Raw genomic sequence first — 26,840 nt, 5'->3', positions numbered from 1 at the left:
TCCTCTGAACTGCACCCCATTTCAACCGGGCAGTCGGCATAAGCAGAAAGGCTCAAGCACAGAGTTGAGTATAGGCTTATGTCTAACGACTTCAGACACGTTGAATTGCTAACTGGTGATGTCCGCCGCAGGAGGTGGACAACTGAGCAGAAACTGACAATCATTGAGCAAAGTTTTGAGCCAGGCGAGACGGTATCTTCGACCGCTCGCCGCCATGGCGTTGCGCCCAATTTGCTTTACCGGTGGCGCAGACTTTTGAGCGAGGGAGGTGCTGCAGCGGTGGATTCTGACGAGCCAGTTGTCGGCAATTCGGAAGTAAAGAAGCTGGAAGAGCGCGTCCGTGAGTTGGAGCGCATGCTCGGCCGCAAAACGATGGAGGTCGAAATCCTCCGCGAAGCCCTTTCCAAAGCGGACTCAAAAAAACGGATATCGCGGCCAATCTTGTTGCCGAAGGACGGTTCCCGATGAAGACCGTCGCAAATACGCTGGGCGTGTCCCGTTCAAATCTCGTTGAGCGGTTGAAAGGCAGATCAAAGCCGCGCGGGCCCTACAACAAGGTTGAGGATGCAGTGCTTCTGCCGATCATTCGCAGGCTGGTGGATCAAAGGCCCACCTATGGCTATAGGCGGATCGCCGCGCTCCTCAATCGCGAAAGACGAGCCGCCGATAAGCCCGCCGTCAACGCCAAGCGGGTTCATCGCATCATGGGCAATCATGCGATGCTCTTGGAGAAGCATACGGCTGTTCGCAAGGGACGTGTCCACGACGGCAAGGTCATGGTCATGCGCTCGAACCTGCGCTGGTGCTCGGACGGTCTGGAATTTACCTGCTGGAACGGTGAGATCATCCGTCTCGCCTTCATCATCGACGCTTTCGACCGCGAGATCATTGCCTGGACAGCGGTCGCAAATGCTGGCATCTCCGGCTCGGACGTGCGCGACATGATGCTGGAGGCGGTCGAGAAACGCTTCGGAGCAACCCGAGCTCCGCATGCTATCGAGCATCTCTCCGACAATGGTTCGGCCTACACAGCAAGAGACACGAGACTGTTTGCCCAAGCCCTCAATTTGACGCCTTGCTTTACGCCAGTGGCTAGCCCGCAGTCGAACGGTATGTCGGAAGCCTTCGTTAAAACCCTGAAGCGGGATTATATCCGCATATCAGCTCTACCGGACGCCGAAACTGCGCTCCGGCTCATCCACGGATGGATCGAAGACTACAACGAAATCCATCCACATTCCGCGCTCAAGATGGCTTCCCCGCGGCTGTTCATCAGGGCTAAATCAAACTAGCCGACTTGTCCGGTGAAATAGGGAGCACTCCATCCTCGACCTGATACACCAAGAGGAAATCGCCGCCGATATGGCATTCCCGATGGTCGGTCCAATCCCCTTTCAGGGCGTGGTCAAGCCATTCCGAGCCTAGTAGCGGCTCGTCGTTCGCTATCAGGAGCAACATGGCCTCCTTGAGCTGGTGCATGTTGTAGCAGTCAGAACGGGAAAGCCGCTCCCAATCCTTCACGAAACTCTTGGCATAGTCCGCCAATCTCGGCAGAGAAGCCCGCTTGTTACTGGCGGGTTTCTTTGTCGAGGACCGCCATCTCATCAAGCTGCCACTTATCGGCAAAGTGGCCTCGTGAGCGGCAGCGGAGTTGATGAGCGAATTTCAAGCCGAATTTCGCCGCCCATTCTGCGACGGTCTGAAACGTGACGATGATGCCGCGCTCCGCCAAGAAGTCTTCCACGTCGCGCAGGCTCAACGGGAACCGATAATAGAGCCACACCGCAGGGGCGATGATCTCGGCGGGACTAATCGTGTGCGTTGATGACGGCCAAAAAGGCCGGGCCGTAGCGTTCGAGCTTTGTATCGCCCACACCGGGCACATCGGCCATCTGGGCGTGTGAGGCTGGCCTGGCTGTGGCCAGTTCGATCAGTGTGCGATCGTGGAAGATCACATAAGGTGGCACATTTTGGGCGCGCGCGATCTCTAGCCGCTTCTCACGTAGCGCCTGAAACAGCGCTTCATCACGCTCCGAAAGGGCGGATGTTACCGATTTTCCAGGCGAAACAGCACCACGCGATGGCTTCGATTTCGGCGGGACACGCAACATGAGCGTATGCTTTGCGCGCAAAAACTGCCTGCCTGTCTCCGAGATCGACAAACTGCCGTGTCCGGCAAAGTCGACATCGATTAACCTCTGCGCGACCAACTGCCGTATGATCGCACGCCAGGTGTGATTGTCATGCTCGCGGCCGATTCCGAAAGTCGAAATCTGGTCGTGGCCGAAGCGGCTGATGCGCTCATCGTCGACGCCAAGAAGGACATCGACAATATAGGCTTGCCCGAACCGCTCCCCGGTTCTGTGAATGCAGGACAATATTTTCTGCGCGGCTATTGTCCCATCGAAGAGGGTTGGTGGTTCGGCGCAGGTATCGCAATTGCTGCATGGTTCGCATCGATCACCGAAATAAGACAGCAGCACCTGTCTGCGACAGTTCGCCGTTTCGGCCAGCCCGAGGAGGGTATCGAGTTTCTGCCGCTCCATCCGCTTACGCTGATCGGGCGCGTCGGATTCCTCGATGAAGCGGCTGCGCAGGACGATATCGTCATAACCGTAGAGCATCATCGCTTCGGCTGGAAGTCCGTCGCGCCCTGCACGCCCTGTCTCCTGATAATAGGCTTCGATGCTTCCCGGCAGATCGATATGGGCGACGAAGCGAACATCCGGCTTGTCGATCCCCATCCCAAAGGCAATCGTCGCCACCATGATGACCGCCTCGTCGTGCTGGAATCGTGCCTGGTTCGCCTCGCGCGCGGACTTTTCCATGCCGCCATGATAGGAGAGGGCGTCGTAGCCAAGACTGCGGAGCCATCCGGCTGTTTCTTCCGTCTTCCGTTTCGAAAGACAGTAAACGATGCCGCTTTCGCCCTGGTGATCCTGTAGAAAGCGTTTCAACTGCGCACGAGGATTGTCCTTCTCCATGATCGCGTAGCGAATATTGGGACGGTCGAAACCGGCGATGAAGGCATCGCGCTTGTCAATCTGCAGATGCGACAGGATTTCCGCACGTGTCGGCTCGTCGGCAGTTGCGGTCAACGCCATGCGTGGCGTGTCGGGAAACTGCGTCATCAACACATCAAGCTGTCGATAGGATGGTCTGAAATCATGCCCCCATTGCGACAGGCAATGCGCTTCATCGATAGCGATTAGCGAGAGAGGCACGTCGCTCAGGCGTTGCAATGTATCCGGTCTGAGCAGGGTTTCAGGCGCGACATAGAGCAGATCAAGTGCCCCGGCATGGATATCACGCCACAAGGCTAGCCTGTCATCGCCAGCAAGGTCGGAATTGAGCGCCGCAGCCTTCACACCCGCCTGCCGGAGCGCGGAGACCTGATCGGCCATCAACGCGAGAAGCGGTGAAACCACGATCCCCATGCCCGGTCGCGCAAGGGCGGGAATCTGATAGCATAGCGATTTGCCGCCGCCTGTCGGCATCAGGACGAATGCATTATTGCCTGCTATCGCGTGCGATACGATTTCCGCTTGCCGCCCACGGAAGGCATCGTATCCATAAATGGTTTTGAGAATGTGGAGCGGGTCGGTCATCATCAGCAGTTAAAGCATCATTCGTTGTTCAGATTCGGCATCTACATTCATAGCAGGCGTCAGCGGAAAATCAGTCGTTCATCGCAAGAAACGATGCCAGCGATTATACATTATACCGCCAGGACGTGTCGCGGATTTCAAGCAGTCTTTATCCCAGGCATGAGCAGACCAAGGGACAATCTACCGATCATAAATGCACTTTTTAGTGATCTGTCCATTCAGCGTCAGATTCTCTTTGAACGAACAACAGCACGGCTCAGTCGCGTAGCCAGTTTTCGACCCTCAGAGCACGGATGCGTGAGAATTCTCCGGTATTGGCCGTGACTAACACCACCCCGAGCGCATAAGCATGGGCAGCGATGAAGAGGTCATTCGGACCGATGGGCTTACCAACGGCTTCCAATTCGGCTCGGATTCGCCCATATTCGGCGTCGGCAGGCGTATCAAGTGCGAGCACTTGCATACTTCCAAGAATGGCCTCGATGTGCGCCAGTAGCTTCGGCGACCCCTTTTTGGCACATCCATAACGCAACTCTGCTGCCGTGATGATACTGACACAAACTGCTTCTGGCCCAACCTCGGCGATGCGTCTGGCGACAGCACCTTTGGGGTTTCGTGCAAGCTCGGACACGACATTGGTGTCAAGCATGTAGAGCGCGCTCACAGGTCGATCTCTTTCAACGGTAGCAGGGTATCGTCAACATTCGGGAACTGATCTTCCGGCCCAAGCGGTTCCAATCCGGCAAGCACTTCCAGCAGGTTCAGGCGACGCACCGGCTCTATGATAAGTCGATCTCCATCGCGATGGATCATCACCCGGTCGCCGGGAAGTTCGAAGTCAGCTGGAATGCGAACAGCCTGACTCTTATTGTTACGGAAGAGTTTTGCTTCGCGGGCTGGTGTAGGTTCGGAGTGTCGGAGCTGTGGCATATTGGTCTCCTTTGTATATACACTAGTATATACATCGTGGCAGGATAAATTTCAAGCGGCGCGCGGTCGCTAGCGCGCAATTGTACGTCCTTCAACGATATTGCAGCGGTTCATAGTGGGCACCAAACTAAGATGTGGGAAGGCCTCGTCGGAGATGGGGGTGCATGACAATGGAGACATCAACTTCCTGAATTATGCCATAGAAAACAATATCTTAGCATAAATCGCATAACTTCTATTATGGAACTATCCGATATTGATCCCTCGACGGGCCGGAGAACTTTCACATCGCGGCCGACTACTTCAATCGCGCCATGGCTGGGCAGCCTGTTTCGCTTGAGACTGAGTTTCCCGCGCCTCTGATTGTTTGTGTGTCAACAGACTGCAGGCGCACCGGGTGCGCGATCCTAACCATCCGACCGCGTCAACTAAGAAGCGGGCTGTCACTCGACAGCTATGAGCCGTCGAGTTACATTCGGCACGTCTACTTGAGGGATATGGCTACCTAAAAACAGACGGATTTAATGCCACCAAGCTAAGAATCTCGAACAACATTTGTGCACCAGCTTGAGCAGTATTGGTCGTGGCATCGTACTGAGGGGCGACTTCCACCACATCACCACCCACGATGTTCATACCTTTCAAGCCACGAATGAGTTCCAATACCTCCCGCGTTGTCAACCCTCCTATCTCTGGAGTACCAGTCCCCGGCGCAAAACTTGGGTCAAGGCTATCAATGTCGAATGACAAATAGGTTGGACCGTCTCCGATGATGCTGCGTGCTTTCTCAATGATGGCGGGAATACCCAACCTGCTCACTTCCTCGGCGTGAACTACGGTCATGCCCGACTCATAGGAAAACTCCCATAAATATTCAGATGCGCCCCGAATACCAATCTGCACCGTACGAGATGGGTCGAGCACACCATCTGTCCGACATCAGCGCCTTTGAGACAAAACTGGTTTAATTAAGAAGAGAGGATTTTTGGCTCATCATAGCTTTATCAAAGGACGCAAAGATGAGACAGAAACCCGTTCCCCAAACGTCTTCTGCGGAGAGGACGATCAAAGATATCCGTCGTGCCACGCGTAAACATTATTCGGCCGAGGATAAAATCCGTATTGTTCTGGAAGGTCTGCGCGGGGAAGACAGCATTGCTGCGATCTGCCGCCGCGAAGGGATTGCAGAGAGCCTGTATTATAGCTGGTCGAAGGAATTCCTTGAAGCTGGCAAGAAGCGCCTTGCAGGCGACACCGCCCGTTCTGCCACCAGCGACGAAGTAAAAGCGCTGCGTCGTGAAAGCCGTGACCTGAAGGAGGCATTAGCCGACGTCACCCTGGAAAACCGCCTGCTCAAAAAAAGCATGATCGGGGATGGGGGCGACGACGAATGAGATATCCCGCCACCGAAAAGCTTGAGATCATCCGGCTTGTGGAGCAGTCGCATTTGTCAGCCAGGCAAACTCTCGACAAGCTGGGCATTCCAAGGCCGACCTTCTATCGATGGTATGATCGCTTCCAGACCTACGGTGTCGAGGGGCTGGAAGACCGGACGTCCGCACCTTCGCGGGTGTGGAATCGTATCCCTGACGATATCCGGGATCGCATCATCGCACTGGCGCTCGATCATGCCGACCTGTCACCGCGTGAACTGGCGGTGAAGTTCACTGATACGGAAAGTTATTTTGTATCAGAGGCTTCGGTCTATCGCTTACTCAAGGCTCACGACCTGATCACGTCGCCAGCCTATATCGTCATCAAGGCCAATGACGAGTTCAAGGACAAGACCACGAGTGCATAGCGGCAATCTAGGTGAGATTCAGCGTCAATCAGGATGAGACTCGCGCCGGGGTGTGACGGAGTGAGGGCGTAGCCCGATCGTAGTCATACCCCGGCGCGGCGCAGAATTTGGCGTCTCAAGATCGCGGTCGGTCCGGTACATTTGCGGTTTTCTGGATTGGAGAACCAGTTTGTGCCGGGTTGCCATGTAACCGATCATCAGATGAGACTCTTCATGAAGTACCGACAAACGCATTGTGTAGAGGTCGCCGCAGCAAAAGCGTCGATCAGCCGAGCCACGGCGTACCGCCTCGACAAGGAGGTGCAACTACCATCTCAGAGCAAAGCGCCGCGTGGACGCCGCCGCCCTGATCCCTTGGAGCCAATATTCGAGACTGAAGTCGTCCCGCTCTTGAAGGCCGCACCCGGCATCCGTGCCGTCGCTGTCTACAACGAGATGCTGCGCCGACATCCAGAACTGTCTGAAGGTATCCGCCGCACGCTTGAACGACGCATTCGGTCGTGGCGTGCTGTCCATGGCGAAGCGCAGGAGGTTATCTTCCGCCAGACGCACGAGCCAGGCCGGTTGGGCCTTTCGGACTTTACCGATGCCAGCGGTCTTGGCGTGACCATCGCCGGCCAGCCGCTTGATCACCTGTTCTATCACTTCCGGCTTGTCTGGTCGGGCTTCGAACATGCCCATGTCATTCTCGGCGGAGAAAGCTTTGTCGCGCTGGCCGAAGGGCTTCAAAATGCTCTGTGGTCCGTGGGTGGTACGCCGCTTTATCATCGAAGCGACAGCCTTTCGGCGGCATTCCGCAACCTCGACGCCGATGCCAAGGTCGATCTCACGCGCCGATACGACCAGCTTTGCTCCCATTATCGAATGACGCCGACGCGCAACAACAAAGGCGTCGCGCATGAGAACGGCTCGATAGAAAGCTCCCATGGCCATCTCAAGAACGCCGTTCATGATGCCCTGCTGATGCGGGGGACTAAGGAGTTCGACGATCTCGGTTCTTACCGCGCCTTTGTCGACGAGATCGTCAGCCGTCGCAATGCTGCCCATGGCAAGCGTATCGATGCTGAGCGATCCCATCTGCAGGCGCTGCCCGAGCGCAGGACCACGGACTTCGAAGAGATTGTCGTCACGGTGTCCCGGACGGGCGGCTTCACCTTGCGCAAGGTCTTCTACACCGTGCCATCCCGCCTGATCGGCCACAGGCTACGAGTTCGCCTGTTCGATGATCGGCTGGATGTCTTCATCGGAGGTACGCATCTGATGACGTTGCGCCGCGGACGCGGCCACCCCGACGGGCGGCACGATCAGGTCGTCAACTACCACCACGTCATCCATTCCCTGCGCAAGAAGCCGATGGCGCTCCGCGGCCTCGTTTATCGCGACAAACTCTTCCCGCGTCCAGAATATCGCAAGGCCTTCGAAGCCCTCATCGAGCATCTTCCCGACAAGCAGGCTTGCAAGATCACCGTTGAGCTTTTGGCATTGGCGCATGACCGCGGTTGCGAGCGCGAACTTGCCAAAGAATTGGCCAGGACCCTGGATGCGGGCGATTTACCGGACCTGGCCGCCATGCGAACGCTCTTCGGCCCGGATCCAGCCAAGCTGCCTACCGTTCATGTGCAGCTCGCATCGCTCAACGGTTATGAGGCCCTGATCGGGACAGGAGAAGCCGCATGAAGAACGCCCACGTGATCGACGAAGCACGGCTCGCCATCATGCTCAACGAACTTCGGCTACCGACCATCAAAACGCTGTGGCCGCAATTTGCCGAGCAGGCGGACCGGGAAGGATGGCCAGCCGCTCGCTTCCTGTCGGCTATTGCCGAGCACGAGCTGGCAGAGCGTGCCAATCGCAGGATTGAACGGCATCTCGCCGAAGCGCACCTGCCGCCCGGAAAGACCTTGGACAGCTTCGCCTTTGACGCAGTACCCATGATCTCGAAGGCGCAGGTCATGGCAATTACCGCCGGCGACAGTTGGCTCGCCAAGGGAGCCAACATCCTCATGTTCGGTCCGCCCGGCGGAGGAAAGAGCCATCTTGCTGCGGCTATCGGCCTTGCGCTGATCGAGAACGGATGGCGGGTCCTGTTCACCCGGACTACCGATCTTGTGCAGAAGCTTCAGGTCGCCCGCAGGGAACTGCAGCTTGAGTCTGCCATCGATAAACTCAACAAGTACGACTTGCTCATCCTCGATGACCTCGCCTACGTCACCAAGGACCAGGCGGAAACAAGCGTGCTATTCGAGCTGATCTCGGCACGATACGAGCACCGGTCGATCTTGATCACTGCCAACCAGCCGTTCGGAGAGTGGAACCGGGTCTTTCCAGATCCTGCCATGACACTCGCAGCAGTCGACCGGCTTGTGCACCATGCCACGATCTTCGAGATGAATGTCGAAAGTTATCGCCGCAGAACCGCGCTTGAGGAAAAACGCCAGCGGGGCCGACCGGCCTCGTTTGCGACAATCAGGACCTCAACGCTGTCTGTCGCGCAGCGGCAATCAGAAAACGAAGAAGAACTTGTCACCGGCAATCAGCATGATAATTTGATCCCGACCGCGACCTAAGAATCTCATCCAGATTGTCGCAAGCGTCTCATCCTGATTGTCGCGCTATACCACGAGGCCGAACGAGATGTGGCAAACCGACTTCACCTACCTGAAGGTCATCGGCTGGGGATGGTTCTATCTATCGACCGTCCTCGATGACTACTCCCGCTACATCATCGCCTGGAAGCTGTGCACCAGCATGAAGGTGGATGACGTCACCGATACACTCGATCTTGCATTGGCCGCCTCAGGCTGTGACAAGGTCAAGGTTGAGCACCGGCCGCGTCTGCTGTCGGACAACGGTTCGTGTTACGTCGCCTCCGATCTCGGCGAATGGCTGGAGAAATACAAGATCGACCAGGTTCACGGCGCTCCCGGCCACCCGCAGACGCAAGGGAAAATCGAACGCTGGCACCAGACGCTGAAGAACCGCATCCTGCTTGAAAACTACTTCTTCAAGGAGGACCTCGAAGCCCAGATTGCAGCCTTCGTTGAGCATTACAATCATCGCCGTTACCATGAGAGCCTCGACAATCTCACTCCCGCCGACGTCTACTTCGGACGCGGACAGACCATCCTGCTCGAACGCGAAAGGATCAAACGAGACACGATCAAAAAACGCCGCTTGAACCACCAAGCCAAAGCCGCTTAAATCAAACCCCAAACCGAGCCGGAAATTCCAATCTTCAAAAGCACAAATAGTCTCAAATCATTCGACGACGGACAATCGGCATTGATGACTGGGCGTGGCGTCGAAATCATCGATATGGCACGATCATCTGCGATCTGGAACGGCGAAAGACGATCGCGTTGTTGCCCGACCGGGAACCCTCGACCGCAAAGGCCTGGCTGGTCGAGCAGCCGCAAATCAAAATCGTGGCAAGAGACCGCGGCGGCGCGTATGCGCGGGCCGCTGCGCAAGCCCTGCCACAGGCCGAACAGGTCGCCGACCGCTGGCATCTCATGGAAAACGCTAGCCACGCTTTTCTTGATGCCGTCCGCAAGTCGATGCGGCAGGTCCGCATTGCAGTCGGGACAGCAACCGTAAACTCTAAGCTTCTGACTGCCGCCGAGCGCTTGCAATATGACGGATATCTGCGATGTGAAGAGACAAACTCTGTCATTCGTGGACTCGTCGGCGAAGGCCTGTCCATCAAGGCAATCGTACGCAGAACCGGGCATAGCCGAAAGCTGGTTCGCAGCATTGTTCGTGGTCAAAGGACCGACATCTTCCGAGTCCGGCAAACTTCGCTCGAACCACACCTACCGTGGCTTGAAGCGCAATGGGACGCCGGATCACGAAACGGCGCTGAACTGTGGCGGCAGCTTCGGCTGGCTGGTTTTGGCGGAGGTCTCCGCGTTGTCACTGAATGGGCAACACGACGAAGGCGGGCGGAAAAAGCCGAAAACGGGCTCGGCCACGCGCCGGCGGCACGCACCATCGTTCGCCTAATGACACTTGAACGCAACAACTTGACCAACGCGCAGACGATGACGGTCGCTGCGATCGAGGAGCAACTACCAGACCTAGTCGAGGCCAGAGATGTTGTGGAAAGCTTCCACGAAATGCTGCGGCGCAAGTCCAAAGATGATCTGGACACGTGGATCGACCGCGCAGCAGCAAGCTTGGTCGCCCCATTCGCGAACGGTATCATCCGCGACAGGGCAGCCGTCCAAAATGCGATAACCTCACAGTGGTCTAACGGCCAGACAGAGGGACAAATCACCAAGCTAAAACTCATCAGGAGGCAAATGTATAGACGTGGGAAGCTCGATCTGCTGGAAGCACGTGTCATCGGAGCGACCTGATGTCAGCGAGATTGCGTCAGAGCCTAAACGGGACCCCTTATCGGCGTCCAAAAAGGGATCTGACGCATTTTTGATGACGATTTCTTTCACATTGCGCCGATCAACCGTGCCTGAAGAAGATCCAGCTTGGCACGCCCATACATTTGCCTTTTAACGAGCTTTAGCTTGTTGATCTGTCCTTCGACCTGGCCGTTCGACCAAGGTTCGGTGATGGCGGCAGACACCGCTGCCTTGTCTTTCAGTATCCCGTTGGCGAAGGGAGCAAACAGACTATCGCGTGCATCAGCGATCCACGGGTCGAGTTCTGTCTTGGCCTTCCTTCGGATCATTGTCTGGAAACGATCAATTAGGTTGCGAGCTTGGATCAAGGCGGGAACGCCGGCTTCTATGGCCGCAATAGTGATTGTGTCAGCCTTACTCAGTTGATCGCGAGCAGTTGTCATCAATCGGGCAATCCTTCTGGCGGATGGCACTTTTTGAAGTTGCTGTTCGCAGACCCGCTCAGACCGCCGTCGCCTTGCGGCCCACTCCCCAACGACACGAGAACAACCACGGAAGCCTTTGCACTTTAGCTGTCGCCAGAGTTCAGCGCCGTTGTGCTGCCCAGACCCCCAGAGTTGATCCAACAGCGGCAGATAGGCCTCAAGGGAACTTTGTCTGACACGGAACACATCAGTTCTGTGGCCGCGGACGATCTGGCGAACTGTTCCGCGGCTATAGCCGGTCTGTCGCACGATTTCCTTTATTGGCACGCCATCGGAAGCCAGCTTGGTGATTGTCGAATTCACGTCCTCACGCCGTAGATAGCTCTCATATTGCAGTCGTTCAGCGCAAGTGAGTAGCGCAGGATTGATCGTCGTAGCACCAATTGCGGTACGGATCGCCCGCATGGATTTCCGCACGACGTCAAGGAACGCTGCGCTGGCGTTCTCCATCAAATGCCAACGATCTGCGACCTGCATGGCATGGGGTAAAGCCTTGGCAGCAGCTTCACGATAGCCGCCGCCTCTATCGCGTGAAACAATCGCTATTTCGGGGTGCTGAGCAAGGAACGTCGAAACTGTCGCGATCTCCCGATCAGGCAGAAGTTTGACAATCCTTCGCTTCTCAAGATCACATACGACGGTGCCATAGCGGTGATTGCGGCGGAAAGCCCAATCGTCAATTCCGACGGCGTTTAGAGCATCATCCGGCACCATGGATTTTCTTCTCACCGCACGGATGAGTGTGTCATTGCTAACCGGGATCATCAAGCGTTTGGCAATGGCTGCAGGCCGCCCTCCCAGAGCCAACCCGAGATGATGTACGATGGTATCAAGCCGAGCGGTTCGACGGCTGCGCTCCGGAACGATAAGCTCTCCAAACCTTTCGACGAATATCCGGCGACGACAAAGTGTTATCTCACAAATAAAGCGCCTTGCTGTTAATCGTAGCTGGACCTTGGTGCCACCACAAGGCAAATCAGCAACTATCCGAACGTAGCGGCTATGAACACGATCTGACATTTGGTTGCATAAAGGGCAGGAACGTTGATCAGCGGCTGCCCGCGCTGAAACAATGATTACCCCGTTGTCCTCGTCGGAACGCTCAACAATCAATCCGACCGGGATCAGGGACGACAGACGAAACTTGGTCGCCATGATGCTGACTCCTTTCTGATAACTGCGTCAGTTTCGACCGCGAAATCATCAAATATGAGTCAGACCCCCGTTTGGATGCCGATAACCCCTCAAATGGGTTCCTTATTCCATGCTTAATGACAACCGGGTCACTTCTCAGCGACAATCAACAGTGAGGTATACTAACTCTGGCGCTCCGCTTTACCCAAATGGCTGTTGGCAGCCCACACACAAGCGCCCTCTATTCCCCTATATCAATTGGGGGTTGGATAATAAGACGGTAGGAGCGGGCCGTCTCACTTACCTCTCGTGATCGCAACCGGAATCAACTGTGACTTCTGGCTTTCTCCGCTTTGTGACGCCGAAGAGATCGTGGCGTTTTAGAGGGCTATAACGTAAACGTAGTGATCATCACTATCGGTCGTGGCCCGGCACATGGGTAACGATTGCCGGAAGGAAAGAGAATTCGAATCGGTCCTAATAAAACGATGAAAACCCCGGCGCTTGTGCGTCCGGGGCTTTGTGTGATCGCGCAATTTCGGTGTAACCTGTTATTACACCTCAATTTCCAGCGATTTATGCTTGAAGTGGTTGCGGGGGCGGGATTTCATCTTTACTTGCGATCATCACAACTGCACTATAATCGACTGCGATCTCTTCCTGCTGGCGATCGCAAAGACCTATTCCATGCTACTGCGTAAAGCATAATCGATCCCTTACGGTCGATTATCGAAAAGCGCCGTGCCCAACGTGCATATGCGCTACAGCCGCCGATCCTGCATCTGACCCAAACAGCATTGCACAGATGCATGCAATGCCGTGACATTTCTCGCTTGGCGAATATCAAACATGACAAGCCCAAGTGCCAAAAGTTCAGCCCTTGCCAGTGATCCCGTACTTATCCAGATGGCCATCCAGCAGGCTCGCAAAGTCACTTGTCCGCTTATCCTTCTCGACTTCCTGGATAATGACAAGCACAACCGCCATGACCAGCGCGGCGACACCGGCGACGGCAGCCGTTGCCCCTGCCACCCCTGCCGTTACTCCGGCAATCGTGCCGATGACCTTGGATGCGCTGGCCAAGCCGATCACGCCTTCAGCCGCCGCCGCAAGTCCCGAGATTGCACCAAGGCCGCCAGAAGCGATGCTCATCCCGCCTCCAACCTTGTCGCCATTACGCAGGGCCTTGACGCCATCGACGATGCTCAGAACACCGGTAACAATACCGGTCACGCCCCCGGCAATCTTGAAAGCATTCTCGCCAACCTTCAAATTCTTGATCGTCTGTTCCTTCGCCAGATTGGAGGCGGCCTGCCCCTGCGTCGGGACATCATAAGTGGCAGGCATGCTGTTTTTCAGATATGTCTGCCAGCCCTTCATACCACCTTCGCCCAGAATCGCCGTGGTCTGTATCGAACTCAGAGCGATATTGCCGGCGGCACGTGGCGTCATGTCCTGACCACCGGCAATACCGCGCGAAATCGTCAGTCCCGCAAGGAACAAACCGCTGACGCCATGCATCACGCCCCTGTCGCTGATACCCTTCAGCGCACCGTCGGTGATCCATCCCATCTTGTCTCCGACCTTGACGCCCTGGCGCATCGTGTCCCAGGCGCCACGGAAACCGGTCAGGAACTCATCGCGGGTGACAACCTTTCCGTCTTCGTTGGTAACAAGTTCGGGGCTTTCTTTGACCACATGGTCGAACATTTCCGAAATCTTGGCTTCATCGAGCTTGTCAGTGCCATTGACGCCATAGGCCGTTTTCAAATCATCAAAGGTCAGCTCGTTTTCCAACGATTCCACGGTTTTGTCGATGATTAGCTTATCGATGGTATCGGAATGCTTTTCGGTAAGTTCCGCCGGCAGCGTCGTATTCAGCAACGCAACCTCAAGGCTGAAGGTGCTAAGCGCCTTTTGCGGATCATTGTCCTTGAGCAAAGCGTCCAGACGCTTGCCTGTCACCACCTCCTCAGTGAAATAGGTCTGCATTTCCTTGCCGACATCGCTTTTCGCGACGGCATCTTGGATAGCCTTGGTGTCGTCGACACCCATTGTGGTCTGCATCGAGGAGGCCACCGTATAGAACTCGTTCAGCGCATCGAGTTTGGTCGCGCCTTCCTTGTCCTTGTTTTTTTCCCAGATGGCGTCCAGCGCCTTGCCACTGAGAATCTCATCCTCATAGCTTTGCTTCAGTTCGTCCTGAAGCCCTTTTGCGCCGCCCAGCATCGAGGTCATGGCTTTGTTGCCGTTCTCCTCGAAATACTTAACGACGTCGTTATCATTCATCAGGATGTCCAGTTTGGACTCGATGTCTTCAAGCAACTTGTCGGGATCGTCGCCGAATTTGTCGAGTTTGCCGCTGGATTGCGCATCCTTCCACACGCCCGAAGACTTACCCATCGATACGATCATGTAGGCGCGTTGCAGATCTTGCACGACCGCCGCCTTCTCTTGGCCGGAATAACGTTCCGGCTTTTCGAAGATCTCGGGCCCGTATTTGTCCACATCAAAGCCTGCAACTGATCCGCCTTGCGCCGCCTGGTTCAGAAACTGCATCGCACCGCTAACATCCGTCGGGGCCGAGTTCTTGATCCACGCGCCTATATCTTCCTTGGTCAACAGCCCGTCTATAGGGTAGCGCAACGTGTCGACGCTTGTTTCCAGACGTTCAAACGCACCGGGGCTCATCCAGAAATCAATCGCCTCGCGGGTCTTGTCTGGCAGGTCAGGATTGGCGGCTTTGAATTTTTCGAGATCCGAGACTTCGATGAACTGGCCGGTATCCGTTGCATCCTGAATGGCACCGAAATTATCGTAGAGGATCGAGGCATATTCGGTGATCTTCTGCGATGTCGCGTCGGCATCGGGATGATCCTTCAGATATTCCTCAAATCGGTTGGACGTATGATCGAGTGCGGAGAAACCGTATTTGCCGAAATCCTGGAGCCGGCCCGCCTCGCTGCCGTGCTCGGCCTCGCCGCTGGAGGTGAAGCCGTCGATCTTGCCGTTGCCGCTCTCGTTGTAGACGCCGCCGTTCGAATAGGTCTCAATATAGTCAAGCACCTGGACGGCGCGGTAGGCGGCATCGGCATCGTTCTCGAAATCGCCGACGCGGTCCTTCAGCATGTCACGCGTGCCACTTTCATTCCCCAGATTGCGCAGAAGCTCGGAACCGCCCATGATTTCCGCAGCAGAACGGTCGTCGCCTTCCGGCCTCTCCCATTCGATCCCGAGTTTCTCGGCCTCGGCGCGAGCACTTTCATCCGTGGCCGGCGCGGATCGGTCAGGGATCACACCCTTCAAGCTGTCAAAGCCGTATTTTCCGAAGTCCTGAAGACGGCCAGCCTCGGTCCCATGTTTTGCTTCGCCTGACGACGTGAAGCCCTCGATTTCCCCGTCTCCCACCGACTTGCCGAGAACGGTTTCACCGTTCTCATCGAAACGCTGAATATGTTCCAGCACCTGTGCGGCGCGATAGGCCGCATCGGCATCCTTCTCGAAATCACCCACCTGCTCCTTGAGCAGGTCCTTGGTACCACTGGTATTGTCGAGATTCTTCAGGCTTGGCGCCTCATTGATGATCTCGGAGGCCGTGCGTGTATCGCCTTCTGTGCGTTCCCAGTGAATGCCCAGCTTCTCGGCCTTTTCACGGGACTGGCTGTTGTCGTTGACCGTTGCGCTGGCGGATAGATCGCCTTTCAGGCTGGAAAAGCCATATTTGCCGAAATCCTTCAATCGCCCGGCTTCGGTCCCGTGCCTTGCCTCGCCACTGCCGGTCATTCCGTCCAGCGTGTCGTTGCCGACATCCTTGCCGACAATCCGGTTTCCATCACCATCGAAGCGTTCGACGTGTTCGATCACCTGCACAGCGCGATAAGCGGCGTCGGCATCCTTTTCATAGTCACCGACCCGCTCCTTCATCATTTCCTTGAGGTTTTCGTCATCGCCAAGCCCTTTCAGGATCGGGTTTTCGCCGATGATCTCCTCGGCCAGACGATAATCACTATCGGGACGCTTCCATTCGATGCCCAGCTTTTCAGCCTCGGCGCGGGCCTCCTCTTCATTGGCAACAGGAGTGTCGTCGCCCTTGGAGCGATCCTTCAGCTTGCCCTTGAGATTGCCAAAGCCAAATTTGCCGAAATCCTGCAATCGACCAGCTTCCGTACCGGGACGCGCCTCGCGGCTGGAAGTGAACCCGTCCACTCTGCCGTTGCCGACATCGCTGCCGCTCAACTCCTTGCCATTACCGTCGAAGCGTTCGATATGTTCCAGCACCTGCGCGGCGCGGAAGGCGGCATCGGCATCATTCTCATAATCGCCGACGCGATCCTTCAACATATCCTTGGCACCCGACTGATTGCCCAGATCACGCAGGATCGGTGTGTCCTGAATAATTTCGCGCGCGCTACGCTCGTCACCGTCGCGTCGCTCCCAGACAATTCCCAAATCCTCGGCCTGCTTGCGCGCCTCATCGTTGGTGGTAGCATCGGTTCGATCTGTCAGCTTTCCCTTGAGGCTGTCGAACCCGAGTTTGCCGAAATCCTGCAATCGCCCGGCTTCGGTGTCGGGCCGCGCCTCGTCGCTGGAGGTAAAACCATCGATCACTCCATTGTCGACACTCTTGCCGGCGATTGTCTTACCCTCGCCGTCCAGCCGCTCGATATGATCCAGAACCTGCACGGCGCGATAGGCGGCGTCAGCATCCGTTTCGAAGTCGCCGACCTGTTCTTTCAGCATGTCTTTGACACCCGACTGATTACCGAGGCCCTTCAGCACGCGGCTGTCGTCGATGATGTCGCGCGCGGAACGATCGTCGCCTTCAGGGCGCTCCCATTGGATGCCGAGTTCTTCGGCTTTCTCGCGGGACATCTTATCGTCGCCAGCCGAACCGACATTGTTCAGTTGGCCCTTGAGATTTTCGAATCCGTATTTACCGAAATCCTGAAGACGACCTGCCTCAGTGCCATTTTCTGCTTCTTCCCCGCCAAACCCGTCGATCTTATCGTTGCCGACATCCTTGCCGACGATAGATTTTCCGTCTCCATAGAAGCGCTCGATATGCTCAAGGACCTGGCTTGCACGATAGGCGGCATCCGCGTCGCGCTCGTAGTCCCCGACGCGATCCTTCAGCATATCCTTGACACCTGACTGATTGCCGAGATTGGCGAGCAGCGGATCGTCGTCAAGAATATCGCGCGCCGAGCGGTCATCCCCCTCGGGACGTTCCCAACGAATGCCCAGCCTTTCTGCGTCATCGCGAGCAGCAGTGTCGTCGCCAAGCTTTTCGCGATCAACCATCTTGCCCTTCAGGCTGTCGAAGCCGTCTCGACCAAAATCCTGCAGCCGTCCTGCCTCGGTTCCATGCCGTGCTTCGTCGCTGGAAGTGAAGCCGTCGATCTTGTCATTTCCAGCATCCGCACCGACAATAGGATTGCCATCGCCGTCGAAGCGCTGGATATGCTCGATCACCTGCGCGGCACGGTAAGCGGCATCGGCATCGGTTTCGTAATCGCCGACCTGATCCTTGAGCATGTCCTTGACGCCGCTCTTGTTCTCAAGGTTCTTCAAGGCAGGCGTGTCGTTGAGGATTTCCTGAACCGAGCGACCATCGTTCCCAGGTCTGTTCCATTTAAGGCCGAGGGCCTCGGCTTTCTCGCGGGTCTCTGACTTTTCGGAAGTCCGCGTACGGTTGCCCAGATCACCCTTCAGATTTTCGAAGCCGAACTTGTTAAAGTCCTTCAGTCGGCCTGCCTCGGTACCATGGCGTACGTCGCCACCAGAAGTGACACCGTTGATGCGCCCGTCACCGACACTGTTGCCGACGATCAACTCGCCATTGCCGTCGAACTTCTCGATATGCTCGAGAACCTGAACCGCGCGGAAGGCGGCATCAGGGTCGTTCTCAAAATCGCCGACCTGCTTCTTCAGATCATCGCGGAGATTTTCCTGATTGCCAAGATCGCGCAATACGGGATTATTGTCGATGATATATTGCGCCGAACGGTTATCGCCGTCGGGACGTTCCCAGATGATCCCAAGTTTTTCAGCCTGTTCTCGCTTGTTTGTTTCGGTCTTCTTGGCAGCGTCGATTAGGGAATTGAAGTTCAAAGAGGATAAAGTTCCTGCGACATCCGCAATTCCGCCTTTCAAATCCTTGATCTTCACATTCATCGCCGGGGCCTTTCTGAGTTGTTACTGCGGTGTTTCCTATCAACAGAAGCGAGTGCATCTGTTTCGATCGCATGAAAGTTTCATGACGGCGTATGCATTCTTCATGCAGAGTACAGCGAAGGTTCTTACGGCCAAGAAGAGGCACCGTTCGACAAGACGCTGCTCGCGCCAGTAATCGTTGATGTCCCCATCGGGCTGGATCGACGGATGCGCCTTAGGTGCCATCTTGATGACAGAGCCGAACAGCGACTCAGCGATTCCCATAAAAATCATGAACCTATTGTTGGTCCATCATCGTAACCCGGCCACTCATTATCCGGAATATCCCTGTAGCTGCCGCCTTCCACGCCATCAATTTCGTACTTTGTCAGGAAGCTGCCGAGCGTATGGCCGAAATCGTCGGAGCGCTTCTGGTGCTTGCCTTCTTCGATGAGGCTCGGCAGGAAGGAAACGATCACTCCGACACCGGCCGCAGCCCACCCCAGAGCACCAGCGAAGACTGGAACGATATTCGGCACCTTGCTGATAAGGTTCGGCAGCAAGGCATTGCCCAGCCCCCATGCACCCTCGACCATGGACGCCAGACCGGCCATTGCACCGATCGAGCCGGAGGTGATGCTCAATGCACCGGTAACCGTATCGCCATTTCTGATGGCCTGGACACCATCAAATATGCCATAGGCTCCCATGGCTGCCCCTGCGGCACCGCCAAGGCCCTTGGCGCCTTCCTCGAACTTCTTCGCAAGACTTGCCCTCTTGTCATACAAAGCGGGCTTGGTCGCCTTGGCATCCTGTGCGGAAAGATTTTCAGGGGAAACATCATCCAACAGGGATCCCACGCTATTCATGAGATCATCGTCAAGTTTGTCCTTCAAGCCTTTCAGATATTGCGTGTATCCCTTCATTCCTCCTTCGGTCAGCACCGTCGCCGTCTGGACAGAACCGGCGATTATGTTCACATAATCCTTCTTTTGCAGGTTTCCATTGGTTCCGACGCCTCTGGCAATGGTCATGCCCGCCAGGAAAAGACCGCTCACGCCGTGCAGAACGCCCCTATCATAGGCGCCTTTGGCGTTCTTGTTCGGATCGAGGTCTGCAAGTGACCCTGTTTTGTCCAGCGTTTTCGTACCTTGGCGATAGACATCCCAGGTTGCCCGGAAGCCGCCAAGAATCTGGTCTGGCGTCGCAGCCTTTCCGTTCTCATTGACGAAAAGTTCCGGATTTTCCTTGGCAACTTCCGCGATATACTCCTTTACTTTCTTTTCATCGAGTTCATCGCCACCATTGACGCCGAAAGCCTTCTTCATATCATCGAAGGATGCGTCCTTGAGAACATGCTCATTGCCGATCTTGGAGAAATTCTCTTCCAGCTTATCGTCAAGTTTTCCGGTAAATTCAGGATCAAGAGCCGAGTTGTAGAGGCCAACTTCCATGTTATAGACGCTTGCCGCTGCCTCGAAGGAATTATCCTTCAGCAGGTCCTTCAAGCGGTCACCGGAAACGAGCTTGTTTTCATAAAAGTCCTTGAAGTCGCCTTCATGGTCGGATTTCTTGATCGCTTCCCTGATATCTTCAGGTTTTTTGATATCAAGGGCACCCTGATAGGACTGTGCCGTCCCGAGGAATTCGGCAAGCACGGCCTGCTGCCCGACCTTGCCATCCTTCATATTGGTATCCCACGAACTGTTAAGAGCCTTCCCGCTCTTGACGTCATCATCGTAGGTTTTCTGAACGGCGTCCTTGAGGCCCTTGTTATCCGCCACAAGGTCTTTCAGCGCGCCCGCGGTCTTCTCGCTCAGGGTCTTGGTAACTGCCTTGTCGTCCTGGAGAATCTTGATGTGTTTGTTAAGGTCATCGAAAACCTTTTCCTTGTCCGGGTGGACATGCGCACGATTGGCGATGGAAACCTTGGAATAATCATCCTTCCACATGCCTGCGGAAGCGCCATCCACCATCAATTGCTGGGCCTGTTGCAAGTCCTGAAGAACGGCGGCTTTTTCCTCATTCGAGTATTTTCCGGGGTTTTCAAAGACATCCTTGCCAAGCTTGCTGGTGTCGATATCCGAAAGCGCGCTGCGTTGCGCTGCATCCGAAAGGAATGTCATCAATGAAGAAGCATCCTTAGGGGCAGATTTGCTCAACCAGGACTGTAAATCACCCTTGCTGAGATCACCATCCGGCCGTTGCGCCAGTGAATGCTTGGCGTTATCGATGATATTGAAAGCACCGGGCTGCGACCAGAAATCGAGCGCTTCCTTGGTCTCGTCGCTTAGCCCTTTGGCGGTGTCCTTGTAGCGCTTCAAGGCATCGGCATCAAGATTGCCACCCGCTCCGGCTTTCTGACGGATCAGGTCGTAGTTTTCTTCAAGGAGGCCCGCATATTTTACAACCTGCTTCGAGCCTTCATCTGCGTCCTTGTTCGCCGCTATATAATCTTTATAGCTCTTGGTATCTTCACCCTTGCCCTTGACGGAGGAAACCTCACCAAGGTCCCCCTTCAGAGCGTCGAAACCGTACTTACCTAAATCCTGAAGACGACCAGCTTCCGTGTCGGGCTGCGCCTCGCGTGACGATGTGAAACCATTAATCTTACCGTCACCGACGGTCTCTGGCTTTACCTCGATAGAAACACCATTTTCCAGTTCTACGGTTTCGGTCTTGATTTCCTTGCCCTTACTATCAAACTGTTCGACGTGCCTGAGAACCTGTGCAGCGCGATAGGCCGCGTCCGCGTCAGTGGTATAATCTCCGACGCGCTCCTTCAGCATATCGCCGACACCGCTGTGGTTGCCAAGATCCTGCAACAACGGATCACCTTCAACGATTTCCTTGGCAGAGCGCTTGTCGTCTTTCGGACGTTCCCATTCGATACCGAGCGCTTCGGCCTTCTTGCGCTCTTCCTTGTCATTGCCGGCGTCTTTATAATCGTTGAGCTTGCCCTTCAATGAAGAGAAACCATCCTTACCAAAATCCTGAAGACGACCGGCTTCCGTATTGGGCTTTGCCTGGTTGCTGTTGGTGAAACCGTTGATCTTTTGATCACCAACATCGCCGCCGACCTGACGCTCGCCGTTCTTGTCGAATTTCTCGATATGATCGAGAACTTGGGTCCCGCGATAGGCCGCATCGGCATCTTTTTCGAAATCGCCAACCTGCTCCTTGAGCATCTCCTTGACGTCGCTCTGGTTGCCAAGGCCCTTGAGCAGAGGATTGTCATCTATAATGTCCTTGGCGGAGCGATCATCGCCTTTCGGGCGCTCCCATTTAATGCCCAGATCCTCTGCCTGCTTGCGGGCTTTCGGGTCATCAGCAGCAGAAAGATTGTTCAACTTACCCTTGAGATTGGAAAAACCATATTTGCCAAAATCCTGAAGGCGGCCTGCTTCCGTATTCGGCTTGGCTTCCTTCCCCTTGGTGAAGCCGTTGATTTCGCCATTGTTAATGTCGTTGCTGGCGAGACGATTTCCCTCGGCGTCATATTTTTCGACATGTTCAAGAACCTGCGCTGCACGATAGGCAGCATCGGCGTCCTTTTCGATGTCACCACCAACCCGCTGCTCCAGCGAATCCTTCACGCCGCTCTGATTGCCAAGGTTTTTCAGAAGCGGTGTATCATCGATGATCTCCTGCGCGGAGCGCTTGTCATCGGCTGGACGTTCCCAGGGAATGCCCGCATCCTTGGCGTCTTTTTCAGCCTGTTTCCATGCCTCGGCATTATTCGGATCAACCGATTTCGGATCTACCGGGCTCGAAGCTGACGAACTGACCTTGGCCATGGAAAATCTCGTCACAATTTTTTAATTTCAATCAGGATAATGACGTTCTGGTGCGCTGCCCGGGCAACCGGGCGAAGGGCTCCCGCCATCAACGGCAGGAGCCATCCAGAAAAATCAGTTCTGGGCGCGCTGCTTGGTAGCGTCGAGCTCGGTCTTGCTCTCGGTGGTCAGCTCGGTGATCTTGGCCGACTTCTCGATTGCGCGGTTGAAGCTTTCTTCCATATTGGCAATCGCCTCGGTCGAAGTACCGGCGAGACCGCCTTCTGCCGCCCATTCGAAATTCCACGAACCGGAAAGACCGTCGGCACCGGCAACATCATGGGTTTCGATTGCCGTGAACACATCAGGATGACGCTGCATATAGGCGGCAGCCGCGGAAACCTCCGCAGGCACATCACCGGAAGAATTGCTGGCAAGTGCTGCAAGCTCATCCGCATTGATGGCGGATTTGCCCTTTTCCTTCATGTAATCGACCATGATCTGGCTCGATTTCGAGATGTTGAGCTTCTCGTCAAAGCTCAGCGCTGATGTATTCTGGTTAACCTGACTGAGATTTGTAGGCGATAAGGTGATGGACATTGGACCCCTTCCTTCCATTTCCGTTGACTGAGATGATGCGTTGCTTGCGTCTGAGCCCCTTGCGAAAGCTCAGTAAAGTTCATTGCCGCCCGGATAACCGTCGGGCATGGAACTCCCCTGATTGAGAAGGTCCTCATAGAAATTGACTTTCTCAACGTAGTTCTTGGTGCCGAAGCCGGTCGTCGATATGGTGTGATCGGATGGATCGACAGAGAGTGGCCCCGAATTATAGGCGCGCAGCGCCAGGTCCCAGTCGCCAAACTGGTCGTATTGTTCTTTCAGATAGAGCGCACCGGCCATGATGTTGTTCTTCGGGTCGAAAGCATCGCCGGTTATCAGGTCGGGATGTTGAGCCTTCAAGGTAGCGAAGGTTTCAGGATTGATCTGCATGAGACCGGTATCGGTCTGCCCGTTCTCGCCATTGATGGTTCCCGCCGAAGCCACACCCTTGGATTCATCCCAGATCACAGCGGCCAGCAGATTGGCGGGTACACCCGTTGCTTGCGAAGCGTCCAGAATATCCTGGCGATAGGGCTGAAGACTTTCATTCAGCCCGGCGCTAAGCGATCCCGACGGACCTGACTGAGTTGTCTTGTCGGGCGCATGGGATACCGGCGCACCGTCTTTATCGACAAATTTCACGTCATTGCCCGGCTCCAGACCGGGTTCCGTCTCGGCATAGGGTTTTGTATCGCCGGGTGTTCCGGGTTTTCCCGCTGCACTCTCCTGCGGCACCTCAATACCCATAGCCTGCATGGTTATGCGGGCCTGCTCGAGTTCATTTTCGAAATGCTCGCGCAAAGCCGGATCGGTGGCGGCATCGCGCCGCTCCGCCCGGTCTGCGTAAAATCCTTCCCAGCCTGAAAGCTGCGATCCCACTTTCATTGCGCACTCCTTCATAAGGATACGAATGCCTGCAATGCGCACCGGCGATCCACGACCATGAAGTCGCCGATATCGAGCAAAAGGGCTCCAATGAGCGCAAGGAAGCAGCTCGGACGACAAAGCGTCCGAGCCAACTCAATTAGTTCTGCGGACGCTGCTTAGTAGCGTCGAGTTCGGTCTTCTTTTCAGTCGTGATCTCGGTGATCTTGGCCGACTTTTCGATAGCAGCATCGAAAGCAGCTTCCATCTTCGAGATCGCGGCATCAGCACCGCCACCGGATGCAGGAGTAACGCTCGACATCGTTGTGTCTCCATTGTTGAGCAAAGTTAAAATATCGCGCAAGCGCGCTCTAAACCGCAGAGCCTCAGAAGTCTCCGGCACCAGCAATATATAAATACATTCTTAAAAACTTAAGTGACGTTTCAATGAAAATATTAATACAGATTTGCTACAAATAGATCGTTAGTACATATGAATATTTTGTATAACAAATTTATACAATTTAAATTAATTTAAATGATATAAAATCATGTATATATTTAATTCAAAATTTGAATTAAATATATATTTATCATTGTAATAGGCAACTAAACTTCCGTTAAATTTGGTTGCTTATTCAAATCATCAAATCCAATGATAGTTGGTATTTGTTCAACGATATATTGTCCGTTTAGAAAAGCCAGCAGCCGTTGAAACACTCGTCCCTGCGCCTCCATGTGGGCAAAGCTTTCAAGTAATGTCCAGTTGTGGCCAAGCATTCCCCCCTGATCGATTCGACTGCGTTCAGCGAGAAAGGCCGCACGCGGCGCATCGAAACCGATTTCGGTGAGGACAAGCTTTATTGCTTCAAGCTCGACATTGCCGTTTTCAACCGAACTACGCTGTGCGGCCATTTGTTTGATCTCGCGCATTGCTGCACGGCTACCGGCGATGCAACCGAAAACGCTGTCACTGGCAATAAAACGCTGCTGCACACGACGCAGTTCGTTATCGAGCGACGGAGACATCAGATCGCGCAGCGCCCTGAACGCCTCCACACCAACTTGCTCGATCCGGTCAAGCCGCGGTGCGAGGTTTTCAAGCAGGACAGGCTGCGACCCGACAAAATCGGCAAGCCCAAGCAGCGCTGCGTCCGCCGGTCCGGTTCGCCACGTCGCCCAATCCATCAGCAAAGGCCCGAGAGATTGCAATACATCGCGATGCGCGCCATCGATGCGTTCTCCAAGCCTCATGAATCCGGCAACCATCAGAGCGCGCAACGATGGCGCGCGGGAACGCCGGTCTTCTTCCTCATGCGCCAGTGCTGCGGCGACCATCAATGCCAGTTTGATACCCGCTCCAACGCCGATTGCCTGCGCGAGCCCGGTAAAGACCGTATTGTCGTTTGCCGTCGCAGAGTTGAGAACGACCGCACTGATGTCCTGCATGAGACGCATTGTTGAAGGACTACGCGGGTCCTTGTCGATGGCAGCGGCAAGATGCGCAAGCGCAAGTGCGGTGCGCACGGCGCGCTGCTTGTCCTCCGTCTTGGCCATTGACGGATCGGCGCAGGCCTTTTCGAAAACCGTGGCAATCAGTGCGCTGGACCGGTCGAGAAACGCAGACACCTCGCTGGCAGAAAGCGCACGGACGGCGGCATGCAATTCCTGCGACGCCATCTGCGACCCCGCCGAGACCATAATACGCTCGATCCGCGTTATCGTCGGATCGCTTCCGGCAAGTCTCGCCCCGGACGGCTGGGCCGCATCGATAGCGGCATTCTGTGCAGGCGGCACTTGCGTCTTCGCCAATGGCTCTCGTGCATTGGAGGGTGCCAAAGCGATGGTCTTCGCTGCCACCGGAGCCGTTTTGCCGTATCCTTCCATGGGTTGCGTCGGGCGATTTGCGGGCGCATTTAACGGAGACTGAGCGTTACGAGGCTGCTCCGATTTCCGGGTTTCCCTGAGCGCATCGGCAACCGGCGACGCAGATACGGGATAGGGTTGAACCGAGACCGCAACATTGCCTGTCTGGCGCAAGGCACCTGCCCCACCTCTATCCGTCAGCACGGATGCCTTGTCACTATGCGACCCGGAGGGCGAGGCGGACGGCCGGTTCGAAGCGCCACCCGTTTGCGGTTGCGTATTGTGGGGCGATGGCCGGTCTGTTCTCGGACGTGCCTCCGGCGGCTCGCGCCCATTATCGGGATTTTCGATCTGCAGCCAGTTCTGCTGCGTGGCATTATCGAGGAGTTCGCGGGTTAGCGCCGTCAACCCATCGAATATGCGCGGAACGAAATCACTCATGGCGCATGGCCTCCCTTTGTCACGAAAGCGCGCAAGGTTTCAAACGTGCCGCCGAGATCAGCGATCTGGCCAAAGAGCAACGGCATCAGGAAAACGAGGTAGAGTACGATCAGCAATGAAAAGAGAAGATTTTTAACCGCCAATGAAAGATCGAAAACATGCAGCTGCGGTGCCATGCGTGACAGAAAGGCCAGCATGATATCGGCAATCAGGATGGCAATGACCAGCGGCGCAATCAGGATAACGCCGATCTGCATGATACGATCCAGCACGTGCAGGATCGAGACAAAGGCGCCCGGATCAAGAACGGGTGTGAAACTTGCCGCCGGCCATAATTCATAGCTGCGATAAAAGCCGTCGAGCAGAAACATGAACCCGCCCGACATGAAGAACAGCGCGATCAGACAGACGGTGAGAAGCGTGGCCGTGACCGAAGACTCGCCTGCGGCCAACGGATCGAGCAATTGCGACATGGTGGAACCACGTTGCAGATCGATGAGATCGCCCGCGACTTCCGCCGCCCAGAAGGGAATGCCGAAGGCAAGGCCGATGAGTGCTCCGACCACCATTTCCTTTATGATGAGGCCGGTGAGGTCAAAACTCGTCGGCTGGCCGGTCATGGACAGCATGGTGAAGACCTGCGGGATCATCGGCAGGGAAATCGCAAAGGCGACGGCGGCTCGTATCATGCCGGTGAGGCCAAGTCGCATGAAGGCGGGCGTCAGCATGATCATGCCGAGCGCGCGCGCAACCGCAACGGCGGATGCGGCCAGCAACGGATAGGCGAATTCGGTAATTGCCGCTGTGATTGCCGCGAGATTCAT

The 26,840-nt window shown here is 55.5% G+C and carries 15 protein-coding genes and 5 pseudogenes; 6 read left to right on the top strand and 14 right to left on the bottom strand.

Annotated elements, in window-relative coordinates:
- Positions 1–78 precede the first annotated feature (78 nt).
- Positions 79–1,292, top strand: a protein-coding gene (locus OPR82_RS17290; protein WP_094544326.1) for an IS3 family transposase whose coding sequence is annotated in 2 segments (ribosomal slippage) — positions 79–415 and positions 415–1,292 — 1,215 coding nt in all. Because the reading frame shifts where the segments join, the coding sequence is not laid out codon by codon here.
- Here the strand turns inward: OPR82_RS17290 and OPR82_RS17285 are convergent.
- The 6 genes and pseudogenes from OPR82_RS17285 to OPR82_RS17260 form a co-directional block, all read right to left on the bottom strand.
- A complete protein-coding gene (locus OPR82_RS17285) occupies positions 1,279–1,545 on the bottom strand; it encodes a type II toxin-antitoxin system YafQ family toxin (protein WP_265986191.1) in 267 nt (88 codons plus the stop codon). The genes OPR82_RS17290 and OPR82_RS17285 overlap by 14 nt on opposite strands.
- A gap of 46 nt (positions 1,546–1,591) precedes the next feature.
- Positions 1,592–1,813, bottom strand: a pseudogene (locus tag OPR82_RS17280) (IS6 family transposase); the annotation flags it as partial.
- Positions 1,809–3,611, bottom strand: a complete 1,803-nt coding sequence (recQ, locus tag OPR82_RS17275; protein WP_094544324.1) for a DNA helicase RecQ — start codon at positions 3,609–3,611, stop codon at positions 1,809–1,811. The pseudogene OPR82_RS17280 and the gene recQ, both read right to left, overlap by 5 nt.
- A gap of 253 nt (positions 3,612–3,864) precedes the next feature.
- A complete protein-coding gene (locus tag OPR82_RS17270; protein ID WP_094544323.1) occupies positions 3,865–4,272 on the bottom strand; it encodes a type II toxin-antitoxin system VapC family toxin in 408 nt (135 codons plus the stop codon).
- Entirely contained in the window at positions 4,269–4,538 is a 270-nt protein-coding gene (locus tag OPR82_RS17265; RefSeq protein ID WP_094544322.1) for an antitoxin, read from the bottom strand. Before OPR82_RS17265 ends, OPR82_RS17270 begins: the two co-directional genes overlap by 4 nt.
- Before the next feature lie 501 nt (positions 4,539–5,039).
- Positions 5,040–5,468, bottom strand: a pseudogene (locus OPR82_RS17260) (arginase family protein); the annotation flags it as partial.
- Positions 5,469–5,557: 89 nt separating this feature from the next.
- Between OPR82_RS17260 and OPR82_RS17255 the strand changes: the two are divergent.
- The 5 genes and pseudogenes from OPR82_RS17255 to OPR82_RS17235 form a co-directional block, all read left to right on the top strand.
- Positions 5,558–6,333: pseudogene (locus tag OPR82_RS17255) on the top strand (helix-turn-helix domain-containing protein); the annotation flags it as partial.
- Between the two features lie 177 nt (positions 6,334–6,510).
- Entirely contained in the window at positions 6,511–8,016 is a 1,506-nt protein-coding gene (gene istA, locus OPR82_RS17250; protein ID WP_456094078.1) for an IS21 family transposase, read from the top strand.
- Positions 8,013–8,906: an IS21-like element ISRel5 family helper ATPase IstB gene (gene istB, locus OPR82_RS17245; protein ID WP_071634643.1), complete on the top strand. Its 894-nt coding sequence runs from the start codon at positions 8,013–8,015 to the stop codon at positions 8,904–8,906. The genes istA and istB overlap by 4 nt, the downstream gene beginning before the upstream one ends.
- Positions 8,907–8,955: 49 nt before the next feature.
- Positions 8,956–9,540, top strand: a pseudogene (locus OPR82_RS17240) (IS3 family transposase); the annotation flags it as partial.
- 53 nt (positions 9,541–9,593) lie between these two features.
- A pseudogene (locus OPR82_RS17235) lies at positions 9,594–10,697 on the top strand (ISL3 family transposase); the annotation flags it as partial.
- 86 nt (positions 10,698–10,783) lie between these two features.
- Here OPR82_RS17235 and OPR82_RS17230 read toward each other — a convergent pair.
- From OPR82_RS17230 to sctT, 8 genes are all read right to left on the bottom strand, one after another.
- A complete protein-coding gene (locus OPR82_RS17230) occupies positions 10,784–12,337 on the bottom strand; it encodes an ISL3 family transposase (RefSeq protein WP_265986189.1) in 1,554 nt (517 codons plus the stop codon).
- A gap of 852 nt (positions 12,338–13,189) precedes the next feature.
- Positions 13,190–18,490 carry a type III effector HrpK domain-containing protein gene (locus OPR82_RS17225; protein ID WP_265986188.1) on the bottom strand — a complete coding sequence of 1,767 codons (5,301 nt, stop codon included), beginning with the start codon at positions 18,488–18,490 and terminating at the stop codon, positions 13,190–13,192.
- 269 nt (positions 18,491–18,759) lie between these two features.
- Positions 18,760–22,266 (bottom strand): type III effector HrpK domain-containing protein, encoded by a 3,507-nt coding sequence (locus OPR82_RS17220; RefSeq protein WP_265986187.1) that lies wholly within the window; start codon positions 22,264–22,266, stop codon positions 18,760–18,762.
- Positions 22,267–22,380: 114 nt separating this feature from the next.
- Positions 22,381–22,845 (bottom strand): hypothetical protein, encoded by a 465-nt coding sequence (locus OPR82_RS17215; RefSeq protein WP_265986186.1) that lies wholly within the window; start codon positions 22,843–22,845, stop codon positions 22,381–22,383.
- Between the two features lie 69 nt (positions 22,846–22,914).
- A complete protein-coding gene (locus OPR82_RS17210; RefSeq protein WP_167873996.1) occupies positions 22,915–23,730 on the bottom strand; it encodes a transglycosylase SLT domain-containing protein in 816 nt (271 codons plus the stop codon).
- 139 nt (positions 23,731–23,869) lie between these two features.
- The gene (locus OPR82_RS17205) at positions 23,870–24,031 is read right to left on the bottom strand and encodes a hypothetical protein (protein WP_167873995.1); all 162 of its coding nucleotides are present in this window, start codon (positions 24,029–24,031) and stop codon (positions 23,870–23,872) included.
- 287 nt (positions 24,032–24,318) lie between these two features.
- The gene (locus tag OPR82_RS17200; protein WP_265986185.1) at positions 24,319–26,016 is read right to left on the bottom strand and encodes a ribosomal eL19 family protein; all 1,698 of its coding nucleotides are present in this window, start codon (positions 26,014–26,016) and stop codon (positions 24,319–24,321) included.
- Positions 26,013–26,840: a type III secretion system export apparatus subunit SctT gene (gene sctT, locus OPR82_RS17195; RefSeq protein ID WP_105545443.1), complete on the bottom strand. Its 828-nt coding sequence runs from the start codon at positions 26,838–26,840 to the stop codon at positions 26,013–26,015. Before sctT ends, OPR82_RS17200 begins: the two co-directional genes overlap by 4 nt.

Source organism: Ochrobactrum chromiisoli, from assembly GCF_026241335.1.
Taxonomy (GTDB): Bacteria; Pseudomonadota; Alphaproteobacteria; order Rhizobiales; family Rhizobiaceae; genus Brucella; species Brucella chromiisoli.
Note: the sequence above shows the minus strand (reverse complement) of the source record. Positions and strands in the feature narration are given on the sequence as shown.

What these genes read in the sequence shown, in the direction of transcription:
- recQ (WP_094544324.1), bottom strand. Translation starts at nt 3,611, where the DNA reads ATGATGACCGACCCGCTCCACATTCTCAAAACCATTTATGGATACGAT.
- istB (WP_071634643.1), top strand. Translation starts at nt 8,013, where the DNA reads ATGAAGAACGCCCACGTGATCGACGAAGCACGGCTCGCCATCATGCTC.
- OPR82_RS17225 (WP_265986188.1), bottom strand. Translation starts at nt 18,490, where the DNA reads ATGAATGTGAAGATCAAGGATTTGAAAGGCGGAATTGCGGATGTCGCA.
- OPR82_RS17265 (WP_094544322.1), bottom strand. Translation starts at nt 4,538, where the DNA reads ATGCCACAGCTCCGACACTCCGAACCTACACCAGCCCGCGAAGCAAAA.
- OPR82_RS17205 (WP_167873995.1), bottom strand. Translation starts at nt 24,031, where the DNA reads ATGTCGAGCGTTACTCCTGCATCCGGTGGCGGTGCTGATGCCGCGATC.
- OPR82_RS17210 (WP_167873996.1), bottom strand. Translation starts at nt 23,730, where the DNA reads ATGAAAGTGGGATCGCAGCTTTCAGGCTGGGAAGGATTTTACGCAGAC.
- OPR82_RS17200 (WP_265986185.1), bottom strand. Translation starts at nt 26,016, where the DNA reads ATGAGTGATTTCGTTCCGCGCATATTCGATGGGTTGACGGCGCTAACC.
- OPR82_RS17215 (WP_265986186.1), bottom strand. Translation starts at nt 22,845, where the DNA reads ATGTCCATCACCTTATCGCCTACAAATCTCAGTCAGGTTAACCAGAAT.
- OPR82_RS17220 (WP_265986187.1), bottom strand. Translation starts at nt 22,266, where the DNA reads ATGGCCAAGGTCAGTTCGTCAGCTTCGAGCCCGGTAGATCCGAAATCG.
- OPR82_RS17230 (WP_265986189.1), bottom strand. Translation starts at nt 12,337, where the DNA reads ATGGCGACCAAGTTTCGTCTGTCGTCCCTGATCCCGGTCGGATTGATT.
- sctT (WP_105545443.1), bottom strand. Translation starts at nt 26,840, where the DNA reads ATGAATCTCGCGGCAATCACAGCGGCAATTACCGAATTCGCCTATCCG.